The 16,737-nt window shown below is 40.3% G+C and carries 24 protein-coding genes, 1 tRNA gene and 1 pseudogene; 6 read left to right on the forward strand and 20 right to left on the reverse strand.

From position 1 onward, the window contains the following. Positions 1 to 221: 221 nt before the first annotated feature. From rpsU to B0X70_RS19730, 4 genes and pseudogenes are all read left to right on the forward strand, one after another. Positions 222 to 437 carry a 30S ribosomal protein S21 gene (gene rpsU, locus B0X70_RS19715; RefSeq protein WP_001144069.1) on the forward strand — a complete coding sequence of 72 codons (216 nt, stop codon included), beginning with the start codon at positions 222 to 224 and terminating at the stop codon, positions 435 to 437. A 120-nt stretch (positions 438 to 557) separates the two neighbouring features. Then, on the forward strand, positions 558 to 2,303 hold the full coding sequence (gene dnaG / locus B0X70_RS19720) for a DNA primase (protein WP_036808648.1): 1,746 nt from the start codon (positions 558 to 560) through the stop codon (positions 2,301 to 2,303). Positions 2,304 to 2,473: 170 nt separating this feature from the next. After that, positions 2,474 to 4,323, forward strand: a pseudogene (gene rpoD / locus B0X70_RS19725) (RNA polymerase sigma factor RpoD). A 467-nt stretch (positions 4,324 to 4,790) separates the two neighbouring features. Beyond that, positions 4,791 to 4,867, forward strand: a tRNA-Ile gene (locus B0X70_RS19730). Between the two features lie 14 nt (positions 4,868 to 4,881). Here the strand turns inward: B0X70_RS19730 and B0X70_RS19735 are convergent. From B0X70_RS19735 to B0X70_RS19820, 20 genes are all read right to left on the reverse strand, one after another. Then, positions 4,882 to 6,039, reverse strand: coding sequence for a site-specific integrase (locus B0X70_RS19735; protein WP_246593543.1), 1,158 nt, complete (start codon positions 6,037 to 6,039; stop codon positions 4,882 to 4,884). Then, entirely contained in the window at positions 5,922 to 6,269 is a 348-nt protein-coding gene (locus B0X70_RS25395) for a helix-turn-helix domain-containing protein (protein WP_246593344.1), read from the reverse strand. The genes B0X70_RS19735 and B0X70_RS25395 overlap by 118 nt, the downstream gene beginning before the upstream one ends. Positions 6,270 to 6,485: 216 nt before the next feature. Then, the gene (locus tag B0X70_RS19740; RefSeq protein WP_217470186.1) at positions 6,486 to 6,725 is read right to left on the reverse strand and encodes a hypothetical protein; all 240 of its coding nucleotides are present in this window, start codon (positions 6,723 to 6,725) and stop codon (positions 6,486 to 6,488) included. A gap of 14 nt (positions 6,726 to 6,739) precedes the next feature. Next, complete coding sequence (locus B0X70_RS19745) at positions 6,740 to 6,994, reverse strand: DUF5405 family protein (RefSeq protein WP_105396732.1); 255 nt, start codon at positions 6,992 to 6,994, stop codon at positions 6,740 to 6,742. A 2-nt stretch (positions 6,995 to 6,996) separates the two neighbouring features. Then, positions 6,997 to 7,212, reverse strand: coding sequence for a hypothetical protein (locus tag B0X70_RS19750; RefSeq protein WP_217469700.1), 216 nt, complete (start codon positions 7,210 to 7,212; stop codon positions 6,997 to 6,999). Beyond that, on the reverse strand, positions 7,205 to 7,876 hold the full coding sequence (locus B0X70_RS19755; RefSeq protein ID WP_217469699.1) for a hypothetical protein: 672 nt from the start codon (positions 7,874 to 7,876) through the stop codon (positions 7,205 to 7,207). Before B0X70_RS19755 ends, B0X70_RS19750 begins: the two co-directional genes overlap by 8 nt. Next, a complete protein-coding gene (locus B0X70_RS19760) occupies positions 7,869 to 8,318 on the reverse strand; it encodes a zinc-finger-containing protein (RefSeq protein WP_217470187.1) in 450 nt (149 codons plus the stop codon). The genes B0X70_RS19755 and B0X70_RS19760 overlap by 8 nt, the downstream gene beginning before the upstream one ends. Before the next feature lie 25 nt (positions 8,319 to 8,343). Continuing rightward, positions 8,344 to 8,817: a hypothetical protein gene (locus B0X70_RS19765; RefSeq protein WP_217470188.1), complete on the reverse strand. Its 474-nt coding sequence runs from the start codon at positions 8,815 to 8,817 to the stop codon at positions 8,344 to 8,346. A gap of 45 nt (positions 8,818 to 8,862) precedes the next feature. Then, positions 8,863 to 9,705, reverse strand: coding sequence for a phosphoadenosine phosphosulfate reductase domain-containing protein (locus tag B0X70_RS19770; protein ID WP_217470189.1), 843 nt, complete (start codon positions 9,703 to 9,705; stop codon positions 8,863 to 8,865). A gap of 205 nt (positions 9,706 to 9,910) precedes the next feature. Next, positions 9,911 to 10,135 (reverse strand): hypothetical protein, encoded by a 225-nt coding sequence (locus B0X70_RS19775; protein ID WP_217470190.1) that lies wholly within the window; start codon positions 10,133 to 10,135, stop codon positions 9,911 to 9,913. A 38-nt stretch (positions 10,136 to 10,173) separates the two neighbouring features. Continuing rightward, positions 10,174 to 11,040, reverse strand: coding sequence for a RecT family recombinase (locus B0X70_RS19780; RefSeq protein ID WP_269468750.1), 867 nt, complete (start codon positions 11,038 to 11,040; stop codon positions 10,174 to 10,176). 1 nt (position 11,041) lies between these two features. Next, a complete protein-coding gene (locus B0X70_RS19785) occupies positions 11,042 to 11,854 on the reverse strand; it encodes a PD-(D/E)XK nuclease-like domain-containing protein (RefSeq protein ID WP_217470191.1) in 813 nt (270 codons plus the stop codon). Positions 11,855 to 11,857: 3 nt separating this feature from the next. After that, positions 11,858 to 12,115 carry a hypothetical protein gene (locus tag B0X70_RS19790; protein ID WP_217470192.1) on the reverse strand — a complete coding sequence of 86 codons (258 nt, stop codon included), beginning with the start codon at positions 12,113 to 12,115 and terminating at the stop codon, positions 11,858 to 11,860. A gap of 262 nt (positions 12,116 to 12,377) precedes the next feature. Continuing rightward, a complete protein-coding gene (locus B0X70_RS25630) occupies positions 12,378 to 12,503 on the reverse strand; it encodes a hypothetical protein (protein ID WP_256448152.1) in 126 nt (41 codons plus the stop codon). A 46-nt stretch (positions 12,504 to 12,549) separates the two neighbouring features. Further along, on the reverse strand, positions 12,550 to 12,978 hold the full coding sequence (locus B0X70_RS19795) for a hypothetical protein (RefSeq protein WP_217470193.1): 429 nt from the start codon (positions 12,976 to 12,978) through the stop codon (positions 12,550 to 12,552). Between the two features lie 62 nt (positions 12,979 to 13,040). Next, entirely contained in the window at positions 13,041 to 13,532 is a 492-nt protein-coding gene (locus B0X70_RS19800; RefSeq protein WP_217470194.1) for a hypothetical protein, read from the reverse strand. Between the two features lie 93 nt (positions 13,533 to 13,625). After that, positions 13,626 to 13,883 carry a transcriptional regulator gene (locus B0X70_RS19805; RefSeq protein ID WP_217470195.1) on the reverse strand — a complete coding sequence of 86 codons (258 nt, stop codon included), beginning with the start codon at positions 13,881 to 13,883 and terminating at the stop codon, positions 13,626 to 13,628. A 525-nt stretch (positions 13,884 to 14,408) separates the two neighbouring features. Continuing rightward, the gene (locus B0X70_RS19810) at positions 14,409 to 14,957 is read right to left on the reverse strand and encodes a DUF2335 domain-containing protein (protein ID WP_217470196.1); all 549 of its coding nucleotides are present in this window, start codon (positions 14,955 to 14,957) and stop codon (positions 14,409 to 14,411) included. After that, on the reverse strand, positions 14,908 to 15,120 hold the full coding sequence (locus B0X70_RS19815) for a hypothetical protein (RefSeq protein ID WP_162107592.1): 213 nt from the start codon (positions 15,118 to 15,120) through the stop codon (positions 14,908 to 14,910). Before B0X70_RS19815 ends, B0X70_RS19810 begins: the two co-directional genes overlap by 50 nt. Before the next feature lie 88 nt (positions 15,121 to 15,208). Further along, positions 15,209 to 15,898 carry an XRE family transcriptional regulator gene (locus B0X70_RS19820; protein WP_217470197.1) on the reverse strand — a complete coding sequence of 230 codons (690 nt, stop codon included), beginning with the start codon at positions 15,896 to 15,898 and terminating at the stop codon, positions 15,209 to 15,211. A 99-nt stretch (positions 15,899 to 15,997) separates the two neighbouring features. Here B0X70_RS19820 and B0X70_RS19825 point away from each other — a divergent pair, with 99 nt between their 5' ends. Further along, positions 15,998 to 16,204: a helix-turn-helix domain-containing protein gene (locus tag B0X70_RS19825; protein ID WP_162107594.1), complete on the forward strand. Its 207-nt coding sequence runs from the start codon at positions 15,998 to 16,000 to the stop codon at positions 16,202 to 16,204. Between the two features lie 177 nt (positions 16,205 to 16,381). Continuing rightward, positions 16,382 to 16,729 (forward strand): hypothetical protein, encoded by a 348-nt coding sequence (locus B0X70_RS19830; RefSeq protein WP_217470198.1) that lies wholly within the window; start codon positions 16,382 to 16,384, stop codon positions 16,727 to 16,729. Positions 16,730 to 16,737: the final 8 nt, after the last annotated feature.

A 16,737-nucleotide genomic window follows, 5' to 3' on the forward strand; every position in this document is an offset into this window, starting at 1 on the left:
TATTTTTGCTGCTTAGTCTATAATCAGCCCTCTACGTAAAACTCCTGTGTGGTTATCGTCAATATTACGGAACTGATTTGCAGATCACCGTCGTAATGTTATTGTTTCAATTTGCGGCGGCGCTTTACAAAGCCGTGTTCATTGAAGTAAAATTCCGCACCATTTTAAGATGGCTGGCATCCCACGCCAGCAAGACCGATTTCTATTGAGGTGAGAGGCACATGCCGGTAATTAAAGTACGTGAAAACGAGCCATTCGACGTAGCATTGCGTCGCTTTAAGCGTTCCTGCGAAAAAGCAGGTGTATTAGCAGAAGTTCGCCGTCGTGAATTCTATGAAAAACCAACGACCGAACGTAAACGCGCTAAAGCTTCTGCTGTAAAACGTCACGCTAAAAAGCTGGCTCGTGAAAACGCACGCCGCACTCGTCTGTACTAATCCTTGCGGTTGATCCGCATAGTGATTGAATTTGCAGACAACAGTAGTTGCAGATAAAGGCCGTGCTTTCCGAAAGGGAGCGCGGCTTATTGTCGTTCATCAACAGGCGTAAAAGGGCTTATGGCTGGACGAATTCCGCGCGCATTTATCAATGATTTATTAGCTCGTACCGATATCATCGATCTGATCGATGTTCGTGTGCCACTTAAAAAACAGGGTAAAAATCACCACGCGTGCTGTCCATTTCATAACGAAAAGACACCCTCGTTTACTGTTAATGGCGACAAACAGTTTTATCATTGCTTTGGTTGCGGAGCTCACGGCAACGCCATCGATTTTCTGATGAATTACGATAGACTTGAGTTTGTCGAATCCATCGAAGAATTAGCTGCTATGCATGGTCTGGAAGTCCCTTATGAAGCAGGTTCCAGTAGCAGTCAGATAGAACGTCACCAAAGACAAAACCTTTATCAACTGATGGATAAGCTTAACAGCTTCTATCAAAATGTATTAAACACTCCCGCAGCACAACAAGCCCGGCAATATCTGGCTCAGCGTGGGCTTAGTGAAGAAATTATCCACCGTTTCTCGATTGGTTTCGCTCCCGCAGGTTGGGATAACACCTTGAAACGGTTTGCTCATAATGCAGAAGAGCATAAACAGTTAAATGACGCCGGAATGCTGGTCGCAAATGATAATGGCCGTACCTATGACCGCTTCCGCGAACGAATAATGTTTCCAATCCGTGACCGCAGAGGGCGCGTGATTGCATTTGGTGGGCGTGTTCTGGGAGATGCACTCCCAAAATACCTCAACTCACCAGAAACTGAAATTTTCCATAAAGGCCGTCAGCTATACGGCCTCTATGAAGCACAACAAAATTACAGTGATCTTTCACGGTTATTAGTGGTTGAAGGTTATATGGATGTGGTAGCACTGGCGCAGTTTGGTATTGATTATGCTGTTGCCTCACTAGGTACTTCCACTACATCGGAACATATTCAATTACTTTTTCGTGCTACTGATAACGTCATCTGCTGTTACGATGGCGACAGAGCCGGGCGTGATGCAGCATGGCGAGCATTGGAAACAGCGCTACCTTATCTGAATGATGGTAGGCAGTTACGTTTTATGTTTTTGCCTGATGGCGAAGATCCTGATTCACTAGTCCGTAAGGAAGGCCGGAAAGCATTTGAACAAAGAATGGAACAATCTCATACATTGTCTGAATTTCTGTTTGAATCATTACTGCCACAAGTTGACCTGAGTAGCCCTGAAGGGAAAACAAAACTCAGTTCACTTTCTGTACCATTGATTAACCAGATCCCTGGGGAAACTTTGCGTCTCTATATGAGACAAGAACTTGGCAATATGATAGGCATTCCTGATGCAGTACAGTTGGAACGTTTATTACCGCAGCGTCTGGAGAGTGGGAATAATTATCAGATGCCGCAGCTAAAACCGACAACTATGCGTATACTTATAGGACTGTTGGTACAAAACCCACACTTAGCCGCTTTAGTTCCCCCCCTACAGGGAATTATGCAGGCCAAAATCGCAGGCTTACCATTATTCATGGAGCTTGTAGAGGTTTGTCTTACTCAGCCAGGGCTGACAACTGGACAACTGCTAGAACAATATCGTGATAATAAATTTAGTAAACAACTTGAAAAATTAGCTACATGGAACGATATACAAGTAGAAGAAATAGCAGAAAATACATTTCGTGACGCATTGGATCATCTCGTTGATTCAGCGTTGGAAGAACGTTTAAACATTCTTATCGCCAGGGCAAGAACAGAAGGCCTGACACCGGAAGAGCGCGAAGAAGTTCGCTTGATTAATGAATCCCGTGCCAGAAAGTAAACACTGAATTCACGGCTTAAGTGCCGCATTTGGTAGGGAAATAACCCTACATTTTGCCGCTATAAGTGGGCAGCGGCAATATAACGAAAACGCCCTTAAAAGTTATTGTTGGCAGATTAGTTTCGCCGACCGACACCAACCCAAATACTCTGAAGTGTGGATACCGTCTTATGGAGCAAAACCCGCAGTCACAGCTAAAGCTACTTGTCACCCGTGGTAAGGAGCAAGGCTATCTGACCTATGCTGAGGTCAATGACCATCTGCCGGAAGATATCGTCGATTCCGATCAGATCGAAGATATCATCCAGATGATCAATGACATGGGCATTCAGGTAATGGAAGAAGCACCTGATGCCGATGATCTGATGCTAGCAGAAACCGCTAACGACACAGATGAAGACGCTGTGGAAGCTGCTGCGCAAGTCCTGTCTAGTGTTGAATCTGAAATCGGTCGCACCACCGACCCGGTACGTATGTATATGCGTGAAATGGGTACCGTTGAGCTATTGACCCGGGAAGGTGAAATTGACATTGCTAAACGCATTGAAGATGGCATCAATCAGGTACAGTGCTCCGTTGCTGAATACCCAGAAGCAATCACCTATTTACTGGAACAATATGACCGTGTGGAAGCAGATGAGGCTCGCCTGTCAGATCTCATTACCGGTTTCGTTGACCCAAACGCAGAAGAAGACCTTGCGCCCACTGCTACTCACGTTGGTTCTGAGCTCCCACAGGAAGAACTTGATGATGATGAAGACGACGATGATGAAGACAGTGATGACGATAGCGATGGTGATGATGACAACAGCATCGATCCAGAATTAGCGCGCCAGAAATTCCAAGAACTACGACAACAGTATGATATTACCCGTCAGGAAATTAAGGATAATGGTCGCAACCATCCAAATACTGCGGCCGAAATTTTAAAACTTTCAGAAGTTTTCAAACAGTTCCGTCTGGTGCCAAAGCAGTTTGACTATCTGGTCAACAACATGCGTTCTATGATGGATCGCGTTCGTCTTCAAGAACGCCAAATCATGAAAATGTGTGTTGAACAGTGCAAAATGCCGAAGAAGAACTTCATCACTTTGTTCTCCGGTAATGAAACCAGCGACATTTGGTTTACTGCTGCAAAAGCAATGAACAAACCGTGGTCTGAAAAACTACTTGAGGTGGAAGAAGAAGTACAGCGCAGCCTGCAAAAACTTCGTCAAATTGAGGAAGAAACTGGTTTAACCATTGAACAGGTAAAAGATATCAACCGTCGTATGTCCATCGGTGAAGCAAAAGCTCGCCGAGCGAAAAAAGAGATGGTTGAAGCCAACTTACGTTTGGTTATTTCAATTGCCAAAAATACACCAACCGTGGCCTGCAATTCTTGGATCTGATTCAAGAAGGCAACATTGGCCTGATGAAAGCGGTTGATAAATTTGAATATCGTCGTGGTTATAAGTTCTCAACTTACGCCACATGGTGGATACGTCAGGCAATTACACGTTCAATTGCTGACCAAGCTCGTACCATTCGTATACCCGTTCATATGATTGAGACAATCAACAAACTCAATCGAATTTCCCGTCAAATGTTGCAGGAAATGGGACGTGAGCCAACGCCGGAAGAGCTGGCAGAACGAATGTTGATGCCGGAAGACAAGATCCGTAAAGTACTGAAAATTGCCAAAGAACCTATCTCAATGGAAACGCCAATTGGTGATGATGAAGATTCACATTTAGGTGATTTCATTGAAGATACAACACTGGAACTGCCGCTGGATTCTGCAACCTCAGAAAGCCTGCGTTCAGCAACCCATGATGTTTTAGCGGGTTTGACCGCGCGTGAAGCAAAAGTACTGCGTATGCGTTTTGGTATTGATATGAATACTGACCACACGTTGGAAGAAGTCGGCAAACAGTTCGACGTTACCCGTGAACGTATCCGCCAGATCGAAGCGAAAGCACTACGTAAACTGCGTCATCCAAGCCGTTCTGAAGTTCTGCGTAGCTTCCTTGATGAATAATTACAAATTTTATTCATTCTGACTAAAAAGCGTCTGCTTCGGTAGACGCTTTTGTCTTTTATATCGGAGACACTTTTTAAATCCTCTGACAATATGATATTTACGCAGAAATATCATCACAAGTTCTCTGATATAACTCAATTAACACTCTCTCCAATCGATAGATAAAAAGTCGTTTTCCATTTGGTGATTAAAGAGGAATGAAAGGGACATAGTTATCATTAAAATAATCACGTATAGAATAGCTTTTTATCGGAATAATAATATGACCAGATGACGCAAAATCGCTTCTGAAAAATTAATCCAGTGACGGATAAAAACGTTAAATAGGCTATAAAAACAACTGACATATATCACTCCCCGTTTTCACTACTTACTAAAAACGCAATTTTGCACATAAAATGATCATACGAATTTACAAAGCTAGACCGCGAGCAAAACTGTACGTATAATCCCTTCCATCCAACGGCCCCTTAGCTCAGTTGGTCAGAGCAGGCGACTCATAATCGCTTGGTCACTGGTTCAAGTCCAGTAGGGGCCACCAGATTTATCAACAAGTTACATGCTGTTTACTTGACCTGATATAATCGCTTGGGACGTAGATGGGACGTGGCTGTCAAAAATCACATCTATTTGCCTTGCGTGTTCAGTTAAATGGTTGGGCGCTAAATGAGCATAGCGCTTCACCATTTCGATCGACTCCCATCCCCCCATCTCTTGTAGAATTGATAACGGAACACCCGCCTGAACCAACCAACTGGCCCAAGTATGTCGCAAGTCGTGGAATCTGAAATTTTCTATCCCAGCTCGCTTTAACGCAGAATTCCATGCAGTGTTATCATCAACCCGCATCTTTCTAACTGCTGGTGTCTTCGTTCCATCATTTCTTATTGCAGATTTTTTGTGCACGAACACCCATTTGTGATGATTTCCTATCTGGTTACGCAGCACTTGGCACGCCGTGTCGTTTAGAGCTACTCCAATAGCTTTTCCTGATTTACTATCCTCAGGGTATATCCAAGCTACTTTTCGTTGCATATCGATTTGCTGCCATTCCAAATTGATGATATTTGACCTTCTCAATCCCGTTGTTAATGCAAACTTAACGACAGATTTTAACGGCTCATGGCATTCATCTATAAGTCTTTTGGCTTCGTGATGCTCGATCCATCGTATTCGCCCATTTTTCGGCTGACTGGTTTTGATTATTGGTGCCCTATCTATCCATTTCCACTCTCTCTCTGCTGCCCTGAGTAGCGATTTTATAAGCGCCAAGTGCAACCCTTTTGTGGCCTTTGCCGCTGGTTTTGGGGTGTAAGTGGGAATATCTTTACCCTTTCTTTTATTTGCTTCACACTTTGATTGCCAATTTTCCAGATGTTTTCGATTCTCCATTTTTGCTACTGCGGAATATATCTTCTCTGCTGTGATATTTTTTATGATCACCCCAGAGAAGTGGATTAGCCAAAACTCTATCATGCTCTTATCTTTGTCTATTGACTTCTTGTCAGCCTTCTCTTCAAGCCATCTGATACAAGCCTCTTCAAACGTGACATCAGGATAATCACCGAGTTTATCTACCCTCCACAAATCAGCCCTCAGTTTGTCATGCAATTCCTGCGCTTGCCGCTTGTCCTCTGTGCCAAGAGACTGCTTAATTCTCTTGCCGCCTGGGATCGTGATGTCGGCGTACCAGGTCTTGTTTCTGCGGAATATTGACATTTGTTACCTTCCTTAGCGTCAACCGCGCTCACTTTTATAGTGTTGATCGGATTGTTTAGTGCGGCAATGCAATTTTGCCTTGTGATGAGATAAGGGGACTGCTTCTTTGTTGGGTCTTTTCTTGCTGCTACTAGCCTGCCAGTTCTAATCCAGTTTCTTAATGTTGGCGGTGATACACCAACAAAATCACACGCCTCTTCGAATGTTAGAGGGTATCTATCCATTCTTACATTCCTTTTGCAAATTTCTCACATAATAAGAAAGCCAGTTTTTCGGACTGGCTTTTTTCTTCTGATGCTCAGACATAATTAATTTAAACTTGGGTGTATATTTATCGAGTATTGCTGTGACTGCTTTATCGTCGTATTTGCTGAGAGATGTCAGCTCGCTTAAGCATTCCTTTGCTATTTTTCGACGTCCATTTTCAAGAACTTGTTCGTTCATAGCTTAATAAGAGTTTCACGCCAGTCTGTATCTCCTAATTCGACAATAGCTACAATTTCATATTGAGATTGTGGTGATTCAGAGTCCCAGTTGCCGTTAATTTGAGACGGCCTTTTGTTCCATGCCAATACAATTCCTTTGCTTTCTGTGACTATAAATTTAGTCCAAAACGGAACTAATAATTCAATGCCAAAGTAGTTAACTGCGATTGGCTTTATTAAGCTGATTAATTTCATGTGATTTTATTTCCCTACTTTATTTTCAATGAAATTTCTGTTGCAAATTGATTTATTTTATCACTCATGTCTTGCAGTGATTTAATGTCGCTACGACGAATTTCTAATAAAATTAGCTTCTTAATTAATTGCTCCAGTCTGGGATAATATCCGATTGTTTGCAATCTCTCTTGACCGATGTTTTTACCCTCCTTATTTATTTTAATCTCATTAAGTATAAATTGATACTCATCTGATGTGATGACATATTTATCTAATCTTATTTCCATAACTAATCGCTCCAATAAGATAGTGCCTCTTGTGCAGCATCATGAGGATGAATATATTTCCAGTCTCCATCTTTTCTAGAATATGCTTCAATCTCACATGCAGCGACTTCTTTTGCTTCTGATAAACTCATTCCGCGATAGACAAGAACATTTATCATGTATCGCTTGAACATTCGTTTCCATATAAAATAAAAGTGATGGCATAAATGGTCATTCATTATTTATCTCCGGCGTGGCAGGATGAATAAATTCAGCCCATGCCAATACTTGGATATTTTTGTCTATTTCTTCATAATAAGAGTTATATTCATAATGACTATATTCTTCATGCCAGCCCACAGCATGCACCCAAGCTATAGCATCATTGTAAACGGCCCACTCAGGAATATCTCCATCTTCTTCATAATCCCATGTATCAATATGTTCTTCATCTGGTGTCGGTTTGTTTAAATAATTAAGCACAGTGACATATTCATTTATCTGCTGCGCTTTATAAAAATATTGATCCTGTCCGTTTTCATCTTGTCCGACAAAATCAAGCTGCTTTACTGTTCGACGTACATAAGCCCAGCACTTCATTTCTTCACCGACTTTAATATCTGGATGCTCTGTAAAATTCCAGTCAATATTAAGCATTGATTTAATCTTAGCAATTATTTGATTTGGCGAGCCTGTATCATCTTCCGCTTTAATACCCGCCGCATTAGCTATAGCAGCAAGACCCTTGCAAGAATCAAAAAACATTTCTTTATAGCTGTCACGTTCTTTACGAAGAAACTTCAATTTATCGGCTATCTCATTCAAAATTAAATAATCGTCACATTTAGCTGTTCTTGCTAACTCGTGACATGCAGATATTAAAGACTCTGTATTTTTAGCCATGATAGTTGCCTCTTTTAATAATCATATTTTCACAAATTTCTTTAGCTCGATGACACGTGTCAATATCGAACCAGCCGAAGTGGCACTCGCATTTATTAATTCCGAGTCGTTTTGCTAACCATTTATACGCATCCGTGCGACTTAATTTCCCTGATTGCCATATTTCCTCGAAATAGCGTTTGCTACTCATTCTAGCATTCCGAGTTGCTTTATCCGCCAGAGTTCCTAGCGGAATATCAGTGTGCGGATGCATCCCCACATACGCGCTACACGATGTGCAGATATATAGCCAAGGCCATTTACTGTGTGCTTTACCAAATATCTTTTCATGATGAGCTATTGTCACTTGCCCATTGCAATAGTGACATCTGACGGGAATTGGTAGCGGGTCTTTAACCCGCTGAATTGCTTTTTTACAGGGATTCCACGGTGTTTTCTCCATAATAAATCCTCAAGCTACAGTATTATTAAATTAGAGGGCTTTGTTGTGCCTCACCAACAATGACAACTTTTGCTATTCGCTGCATGAATGTTTCTGTTGCTAATGCTCCTGAATAAACTTCATAACATGATTCTCTGATTCCGATACCAAAAAGTTTTGTATTCAAATATTCTTGCGCCTTATGTTTAGCGTTTACTGTGTTCCACAATGAGCCATTAAAAACCCTGCGTCGTATTGCTTTTTTATTGAAAACAACAGATTTTTCAAAAACTGGCAAAACAATAGTGCATCCAGCGAACCCCTCTGCTGTTCCTTTTTTATGCTCATAGCAGTGCACAAGACCATCACACTCAGCAACGAAAATCCCGTCGCAAATTTCGTAGTATTTATCGAATTTAAATTTGTCTACAACAACACCCAGGCACCCTTTTGGAACTGCTTCTCCGTAAAACACTCCTGTAGTGTTTAAATTAAATACTTCGATGCTGTAAATTTTCATATATCCTCCGCTATATAATGGTTGGTTATTAATTAATGGATGGGGTTAGAATAGAGCGAGTTGACATTCACACTGAATATCTTGCATTGCAGCGTGAATATATTGTTTTTGGGATGGCATCCGTGCCGCTAGTTCATTCCGTTCATCATCAGCGAACATTTGTATGATGTCGCCGAATGAATTCTTACCGCGGTACATGATAAGATCAGTTCCATTGCGATTTTCCATTTTTCGAACGTCATTTGAGTCCAATATCTTCAAGAACTGAGCAGCTAGTTCTGGCTCATCTTTTGCAGCTAATGCAATTTTCTGAATACTCTTCTTGATACAGAAGCAGCAATTACCCAGATGCTCGGGAATTTGCAAATCAAATTGCTGACGGCTCCACCAATCGATAACACCCCATTTATCAATATCGGAGATATCTGCAAGATAACTTGTGCGTTCCTTGCGCTTTATTCGCTTTTGTTCATCGGCCCGAATACCAATCCATGTGTGATACGCTTTTTTTCCAATGTGTTCGTCGCAATATTTTTTAAAGGGGACGAGTTTCATTCTATCCGTACAGAACTCGCCACCAACATAGGGTGTACCATATTTTTTCAGCATGGCTTTCCACGGCTCTAAATCATGTTTGATTTCATCCAAGCTTAGAATTTGATAACTATTTCCTTTTCCAAGTGCTGGATTAATAACCACTCGCAGACAAACTAAATCAATTTTCCAGTGCTGGACTAAATCGCGGATAAATTCGTAGGTTTTCGGATGTTCAGCTCCGGTATCCATAAATACATATTGAACATTCTCACCGGCTTTCCTGCGCTGTTCCATCATATATACGAGATATGCCGATGTCCTGCCGCCAGAAAAACTGACAACATTAATCATGATATTACCCTTAATTGAATAATTTATTCAGCTTTGATGAAATAATGATAAGATTGATTGTTAAAAATATATTTAGAAATAACATCATTTTGTTCTTTCTTTGACATTCTCGACCATTTTTCAAATGTGTATCCGAGCGGAATAATTTCAATATCAAGCAGGGGTGAATCTTTTGATTTATAGATATATAGATACATATTCATAATTACGTTCCTTTGCATCTTTCTGGATTTCCGAGAATAAATACTCTGTGAGTAAAGTCGTCGGGATTGACTTTATTTTTACTCTCTCGCTTTGGTTTTTTAACTTTATTTTTCGCTTTCTTTTGACCTGCAATCTGACATTCAATACAATTGCCGTTTGACATATATCTGAGAGTGTGCCCGAGTGGGCACGGATTACCAATATATTTAGTCTGTTCCTCTGTCATTTACTGAATTCCCCATGTTATTTAGAACGTTCACTTTTTTAATCCACGGTTATTAGCTCATCTTTTCTGATTTGATAAATATCCGTGGCTTTATCGAGAGAGCTTTGCTCATTAGCGAGTTTTTTAGCGCTGTAAGTATAGAACTTATTTAATTCTTCAATACTTTTTGCGTTATTTGCAGCCTCGGTAAAATCACACAGCAATTCATCAGGCGTGCGTTTGTCGCCTTTTGGCTCATCCTTTATTGACTTATTGTTGATTAATTGATTCAGAGATTGCTTTGTTGTGACTGGGGTTATATCGCGCATAGCGCGAGGCTCTGACTCAAGCTCATCAGGCGTATAAACACCCAAAATCACTTCAGGGCAATAAAGACGCGCCCAGTATTTCACAGCCAGATAAGCGATTTGCTGTTTAGGTGCCGTTTTCCACAGCGGAGAGTTTCGTGTCGTAATGTCAATCAGATAAATAGGTTCTCCCCATGTAATTTCAGACTCACCATTAAGGATTGCACCCACTTCAACGAACAATCCGCTTTCATCTGATTTATTCTTGGTCCCTGTGATTTTCTCCCAATCTCCGCCATACCGATAATGAAAGCGTCCGCGAACAGCCTTTGAGCTTGTAACCACTGCGTTTACTAACTGCGCCTCGTAACCTAATACCCCATTAACAAGGTGTGTTTTTTGTGCTACTGCATATGGATTCATTCGCCATTGCGCGGCTTGTAACGCTACCGCCAGACAATCGGCTGGTTTGCCTGCTAAATGTTTCGGAACGGTCGCAACCCCCTGAGACATAACCTCAGCAAATGCCTGTAGTTTTTGCAGCCCTGTAGGGCTAAAAATTGCCGCTGATGTATCGGCTTCATGTTCATTTTCGAACGCAGTAATTTCTTGTGACACGTTAGTTTCTCCGTTTGGCCCAGTCAGGACGCGAAATAGGTTCGATACCGCCCCAATCATCGTTGATACGGCACTCATGGAAAATGTGTAAATTCTGTTTAAACAGATTGAACCCGACATCAACATCGTCTGAATCCAGTTCAAAGACACGCACTGGATAGCGGGCACAATCAATACTTTCACTGACTGCAATAAATAGGAAAAGCGGCGATTCTCCAAAGTGACGCAAATAACCTTCTTGATACATTGCATTTTGAACGTGATAGCGAAATTCCTCGATATGACACGGAAACCTTTCCATGTCCGCGACTTTCTTAACATCAACAATGACAGGTTGATTTAATAAAAATTTATCTGGCCTCATCCGACACAACTCATCCGTGTCTGGATCTGACCAGTAAATGGATGCTTCGTTATATCCATCAGCTTCTAAAAAATATCTGGCCGCATGGTGGGCCATGACACTATCTCTCATTAATTTCAGTTTTCTATGCTGCTCGTAATCCATTACGGTTTTTCCTGTCTTTTCACAATCCTTGAGAAATTCCTTTTCATCTGCTTTTCCCTGATTTGTCCGTCTATTGAATTCCGGTGCTTCAATAAACCGGTTAGAAAATTCATCAGGTTCTAACAATAAGCAATGAAGCGCCGTTCCCATATCCAGCGCTTTTAACTTTTCCGTGTCGATTGGAGCATTTTTCTTCCATCTATAAAATGCGGGACTTTTTGCAATATCATCCAATTGCGACTTACTCACCCCCTCACCGTTGTGATAATCCTCATTCGATATGTCATAATAAATACCGGGTTTCATTATTTACCCCTTTTGTTTTACTACCAGCAAACAGGCAGAATATAAGAAATCATTGAGCAAATTCATTGCTTCGATATTATCTTCAAATATATTGCCGAAATATTTATTTGTTATATCTGAGAATAGCTTGGTGGATTCGAGCGGGAGTTTATTATAAATGGTTTCAGCGTCCATGCCTTGTTGCTCTAATATAATTTCCCTGTAATGCTCATCTTCCAACCGCTTCTCTTCAATTTCATCATAAACGGCATATGGGTTCATATTACAAAGCCTCTATTTTATAACCCCTGTTCTCGAAATATTCCTTTACTTCGTTGAAATAAAGATTAGTTGAATTAAGTACTTCCTCGGAATTTCCTTGTATAACAACATTTCCGATTATTTCAATTTCATTTCCTTTCTTTGTGTGATTAACTTTAAAAGAGTCACAGTTGACTATAAGCATAATTACCTCAAAAAAATTAAAATTAACGTCGAGAAGAGAACTAAACAGGCGGGAAATAACATAGCGAATAGCCACTCTTTAATCATCTTCATATGCTAACCTTAAATATTGCATAGCTATAGCCCAATCTATCTGGCTATCTATATTACGTGCCATTCTAGCTTTAGACTGAGCTAAGCTAAAAATATGTTTGTTTATTTTCATGATATATACTCCAATGCCATCCTCTGGCTTCACTACTCCATATATATTAGAACTGACCGTAATTTATTCTACATATTGCATCATAATGCTCTTCTGCGGCACTGGGCGTTAAATGAATTAATCCTTGCTCCAGTGCCGTGAAATCAAAACTATCATTTTCCCACATGAATATTTTATGATTTTCATGAACATTATGTAATTTTGAGTTATTTATAAGATTTGGAGTATAATAAGTTGTCCCTATAACTAAATTATAATTAACGGGCTTCGGAAAACTCACTTTGCCGACAGTGATTATTTCGGGCTTGCGGCGATATTCCTTGTCGATATCCCATCGTGGATGTTCATTCAAACCTCTCCACTCTCTATCAAAACAAAACATTTCCCACAACTTCCACGGCTCGTTGGTTTTCATTGCGTCTTGTGCATACTGCATCATAAGTTCAGCGTGCACGTGTCTTTTATTGTCTGACATTGTTTAATCCTCTTAAATAATTTTTAAATCCTTTTTTTATTAAATTCGATTTTATTTTCGTATCAGATTTCTTTGAATAATTCACCGGTCGCTCTGATGAAGATTCTTCTCATTTCATAATAATCATCAATCATGAAAGAGCCTGATGCCGTGAGAGTAATCACTTCTTTATTGTAAGTATCTATTTCAATTAAATCGTTTTCATATAATTTCATCAACAAATCATTATCACATTTATTAATGAAAGGTACTCTTAAGTCATCGCGAGGGAAACGGTCATTAAATTCATCGACAATTTTCCTAAGCTCAAGCACAGCCGCAGGACCGATAACTTTGATTGTATTCAGGCTTCTTTTCATGAATCTCATGCTGATGTTGTGATCATAATGATGATAAGTATCAAGCAGAGTCGCTTTCAGAGCGTCAGAAGAAATGACTTCGCCATTCTCAACATTGAACAACGGAGCAACTTCTTCAATCAGCGCAGTCAGTTCTACGATTAATGATTCATATTTAGTCTTATCTGCCGCGATTTGTATGTCTAATGCGTTCATAGTTATGTTCATTGTTTAACCCTCATATGTTTAATTAATAATTGGCATCCATGCCAAAAATTTCCTGTTATTCCCAAGTGTGGCGAAATTCGCTCATTGTCTGGCTGTAATATTGCTACTTTTCTTGCCGACTGAATAAAGAAAAGTGTTGTGTAAGCAACGGTTATTAAATGATTCAACTGTCTTATTTTGTTTGATAACTGACAGTGAGACAGCTTTTAATGTTTTTGTTGAACACCCCGTTAAAGTGGCGACGATCTTTCTTTCAAGATTGCGGTTAGCTTTAAGAGTCTTTTGCTCTTTCATACGTCGATTTTTGCGGCGTAATTTGCAACGCTGTTTTGCATTCATAAGAACCTCCGTTAATTAGCTTAATTGAGACCCTGCGCCGGTCATTCGTTACTGAGAGTTTTCCTTGCGGGACTTATCTTGTAACGTCAACTGCGGCCAGTTTCATCACACCCCAAAGCTAACTTCGCTTTGGTGTACACCTCGCGGCATACTTGTCATATTGTTAAAGAGCGAAACTTCCTTGTTAAGTTGGCTTTCTGCCTTATTGATACTGGTACTACGTTGTTTCTAGCACTTGCGAATCATCCCGATATTCATGCGCCTCGGGCGGCTACTTCGTGGGCTTTCCTTGCCTGTTCGCTATCTTGTGTGCCTTTGATGAACTAAATATATGCGTAATACGCAAATGCGTCAAGCGCATATTTATAGTTGTTTTCTGATTGTTGTTCATCATTTTGTTTTTAAAGCAAATTTAGTTTAAAAAATTTGTTGGGAAGTGTCTGAAGGTGTAATTCAACTTAGGTTTTAAAACAGAACTTGGGAGGACTGGGTAATGAAAAACCCAGCATATGAGCTGGGTGATGGTTATTTTTTTGAGGGGTTCTTTTTGTTTTTGGAGTGGGTATCTTTAGAATTTTCATATCTTCCATAGATGAACACCCCGGCCAGTGAGGCTAGCACTGTGGTCATCAATGTGGTTGCATACCCGGATTCACCGCTATATATCATGTAAACAGCTACGCCAGATATGATTAGGACGCAAAGAAGTGCAAATATTTGCCCGATCCTGTCTTTCCAGATGTCACCAGAGAGTGATTTTCGTCCTTGTTCTTGCCGAAAATGTTGGGCACTTCTTGCCATGTCGACAATTTCTTTTGCTAATCCTGGATATATCCGATCATATTTAGACAATTCATCAGCATCAGGTAGTGGACCAGAACGAAGGGTGGTAACTTGCATTATCATTCCAATTCCTTCGGGCCGTAATGCAAGTTTCTGTAAAACTTCTGGGTTTTTTATTACCTCATTGACCAGTAATTCAGTTTTGTTGTCTTTAGCGTCACTGGATGATGGTGCTGACTGATTAATAATTTGGTCTGGCCTCTTCGTGCTTGGCGATCTTCTTTTGTGCATTGTCTTTCATTGAGTCCTTGATGTAGCTTCCAACAGAACTCCAATCATTTCTGATTAATTCTGTGTCTGTTGGTAAGTCTCTGTATTCGCTATAGTTACTTGATGGATTGATATCAAGAATAGAGCCCATAGAGCGAAGAAAACGTTTAGTTGCTTTTTTCATATGGATTGCCTCGGTAGTAAAGTAAATTTACCATTGGTGTAATTATATACCACATTCAAAACATGGGGTATAGATGTGTAGTTGTGTTCTATCCATGCCGCCTTATTTGTTGTGATTGACTAACAAGTACTTTACCTTCGATATGCAGCATTTTACATTCATCTTTTGTGATTGACCACGTTTCATATCTGTCATTATCAGATATCACTTTTAGTTCAAATTTAACTTTTTGAAGGCGTTTTACATACAAATCTCCGTTAAAATAGAAAACGTATATTCCATCACCATCAAAAAATGTGATGTTAGTATCAACGAATATCAGATCACCTGATTCGATTGTACCTTCCATTGAATCCCCACGAACGTTGATAAGTGCTACAGATCCTTCTGGTCTGCCACCGAATATCGTATTCGCATATCGAGCGGTATATTCAATAGATCTAATTACTTCAATAACATCATTAATTGCACTACCAAAGCCAGCACTAGCTGAAACATCAAGTACATCAACTTTATACATACCGCTCTCCTTCGAGCCAGTTTGTGAATTAGGACTGACTTTATTTACAGTACCCAAAACGTCATCTGATGAAAAGAGTTCAGCAACTGGAACTGATAGTGCTTCAGCGATCTTATGTAGTATTGAATCACTGTAACCTTGTTTCCCTCTCTCAAGGCGAGACAAGTTACCGACATCGCTATCTATAGCTGTCGCTAAATCAAGGAGTGTCATTTTCTTCGCTTGGCGAAGTTTTCTTATTTTTTCACCTATTTTCATGGACCTATTACATTCTAATAATGCGTTTCGCGCAAAGCGTATTGCGCATATTTTTTGTGTGGTGTAATATGCGTAATACGCATTTAAAAGGAGGTAAAGATGAAAACACCACTTCGAAAAATACGCATAGAAAAAGGATTAACGATTTCCGAAGTTTCCAGAGCGACAAGCGTTGATATTGGAAACTTAAGCAGGATCGAGCGAGGGGTACAAAGTCCATCACTTGATACTGCTGAAAAATTATCCTGTTACTTCAAAGGTGAAGTTAGTGAGATGCAAATTCTCTATCCAAGAAGATACATGTAACTCAACAAATAGATTGCATTAACCACGCGAGTTAATAGCTCGCATGCTCTTTAACAATCCGCCTCCCCGCCACTGTGGGGATCTATGCCGCGAGGTGTAGGCAATTTTCCTCGTTAATCGGGGAGCGTAGCCCAGTTGTTGGGCTATAAATTTAATTTTATTTAGGAAATTTAACATATGGATATTGCAAAAAGTATCAAAATTACTTGTAAGCCGGAGGCGCTAGAGAGTTTTTGGCTTCGATGCATTTTGGAGTACGGAAATAACGAATTTGCAAAAGAAATTGGGATTCACCCGTCAACATCTAGTCGGGACAAAAACCGAATATTTAAGTTAGCTTGTAAAGCTGCCGCTTTATTCGGTCTGCCCGAAGGGTCTGTTGAACTGCCATCACAATCATCAAAAATTGTATTTGAAGGTGAATACGCAGAGATGTTGATCCAAGCGCTGGAACGGAAAGGAAAAGTGAAAAGAAAAGCCTCAGTAACAGTTGAGGCTTCTGATCAAATCGAACTTTCAATATGAGTCAAGCG

Origin of the sequence: Photorhabdus akhurstii, assembly GCF_019090985.1 — a bacterium.
In the GTDB taxonomy this organism is placed as follows: domain Bacteria; phylum Pseudomonadota; class Gammaproteobacteria; order Enterobacterales; family Enterobacteriaceae; genus Photorhabdus; species Photorhabdus akhurstii.

What these genes read in the sequence shown, in the direction of transcription:
- B0X70_RS19740 (WP_217470186.1), bottom strand. Translation starts at nt 6,725, where the DNA reads ATGAAATTAATCAGCTTAATAAAGCCAATCGCAGTTAACTACTTTGGC.
- B0X70_RS19815 (WP_162107592.1), bottom strand. Translation starts at nt 15,120, where the DNA reads ATGAAAAAAGCAACTAAACGTTTTCTTCGCTCTATGGGCTCTATTCTT.
- B0X70_RS19800 (WP_217470194.1), bottom strand. Translation starts at nt 13,532, where the DNA reads ATGAACGCATTAGACATACAAATCGCGGCAGATAAGACTAAATATGAA.
- B0X70_RS19830 (WP_217470198.1), top strand. Translation starts at nt 16,382, where the DNA reads ATGGATATTGCAAAAAGTATCAAAATTACTTGTAAGCCGGAGGCGCTA.
- B0X70_RS19820 (WP_217470197.1), bottom strand. Translation starts at nt 15,898, where the DNA reads ATGAAAATAGGTGAAAAAATAAGAAAACTTCGCCAAGCGAAGAAAATG.
- B0X70_RS19750 (WP_217469700.1), bottom strand. Translation starts at nt 7,212, where the DNA reads ATGAATGACCATTTATGCCATCACTTTTATTTTATATGGAAACGAATG.
- B0X70_RS25395 (WP_246593344.1), bottom strand. Translation starts at nt 6,269, where the DNA reads ATGGATAGATACCCTCTAACATTCGAAGAGGCGTGTGATTTTGTTGGT.
- B0X70_RS19755 (WP_217469699.1), bottom strand. Translation starts at nt 7,876, where the DNA reads ATGGCTAAAAATACAGAGTCTTTAATATCTGCATGTCACGAGTTAGCA.
- B0X70_RS19745 (WP_105396732.1), bottom strand. Translation starts at nt 6,994, where the DNA reads ATGGAAATAAGATTAGATAAATATGTCATCACATCAGATGAGTATCAA.
- B0X70_RS19790 (WP_217470192.1), bottom strand. Translation starts at nt 12,115, where the DNA reads ATGAACCCATATGCCGTTTATGATGAAATTGAAGAGAAGCGGTTGGAA.
- B0X70_RS19795 (WP_217470193.1), bottom strand. Translation starts at nt 12,978, where the DNA reads ATGTCAGACAATAAAAGACACGTGCACGCTGAACTTATGATGCAGTAT.
- rpsU (WP_001144069.1), top strand. Translation starts at nt 222, where the DNA reads ATGCCGGTAATTAAAGTACGTGAAAACGAGCCATTCGACGTAGCATTG.
- B0X70_RS19770 (WP_217470189.1), bottom strand. Translation starts at nt 9,705, where the DNA reads ATGATTAATGTTGTCAGTTTTTCTGGCGGCAGGACATCGGCATATCTC.
- B0X70_RS19785 (WP_217470191.1), bottom strand. Translation starts at nt 11,854, where the DNA reads ATGAAACCCGGTATTTATTATGACATATCGAATGAGGATTATCACAAC.
- dnaG (WP_036808648.1), top strand. Translation starts at nt 558, where the DNA reads ATGGCTGGACGAATTCCGCGCGCATTTATCAATGATTTATTAGCTCGT.
- B0X70_RS19805 (WP_217470195.1), bottom strand. Translation starts at nt 13,883, where the DNA reads ATGAATGCAAAACAGCGTTGCAAATTACGCCGCAAAAATCGACGTATG.
- B0X70_RS19825 (WP_162107594.1), top strand. Translation starts at nt 15,998, where the DNA reads ATGAAAACACCACTTCGAAAAATACGCATAGAAAAAGGATTAACGATT.
- B0X70_RS19760 (WP_217470187.1), bottom strand. Translation starts at nt 8,318, where the DNA reads ATGGAGAAAACACCGTGGAATCCCTGTAAAAAAGCAATTCAGCGGGTT.
- B0X70_RS19775 (WP_217470190.1), bottom strand. Translation starts at nt 10,135, where the DNA reads ATGACAGAGGAACAGACTAAATATATTGGTAATCCGTGCCCACTCGGG.
- B0X70_RS25630 (WP_256448152.1), bottom strand. Translation starts at nt 12,503, where the DNA reads ATGAAAATAAACAAACATATTTTTAGCTTAGCTCAGTCTAAAGCTAGA.
- B0X70_RS19810 (WP_217470196.1), bottom strand. Translation starts at nt 14,957, where the DNA reads ATGCACAAAAGAAGATCGCCAAGCACGAAGAGGCCAGACCAAATTATT.
- B0X70_RS19765 (WP_217470188.1), bottom strand. Translation starts at nt 8,817, where the DNA reads ATGAAAATTTACAGCATCGAAGTATTTAATTTAAACACTACAGGAGTG.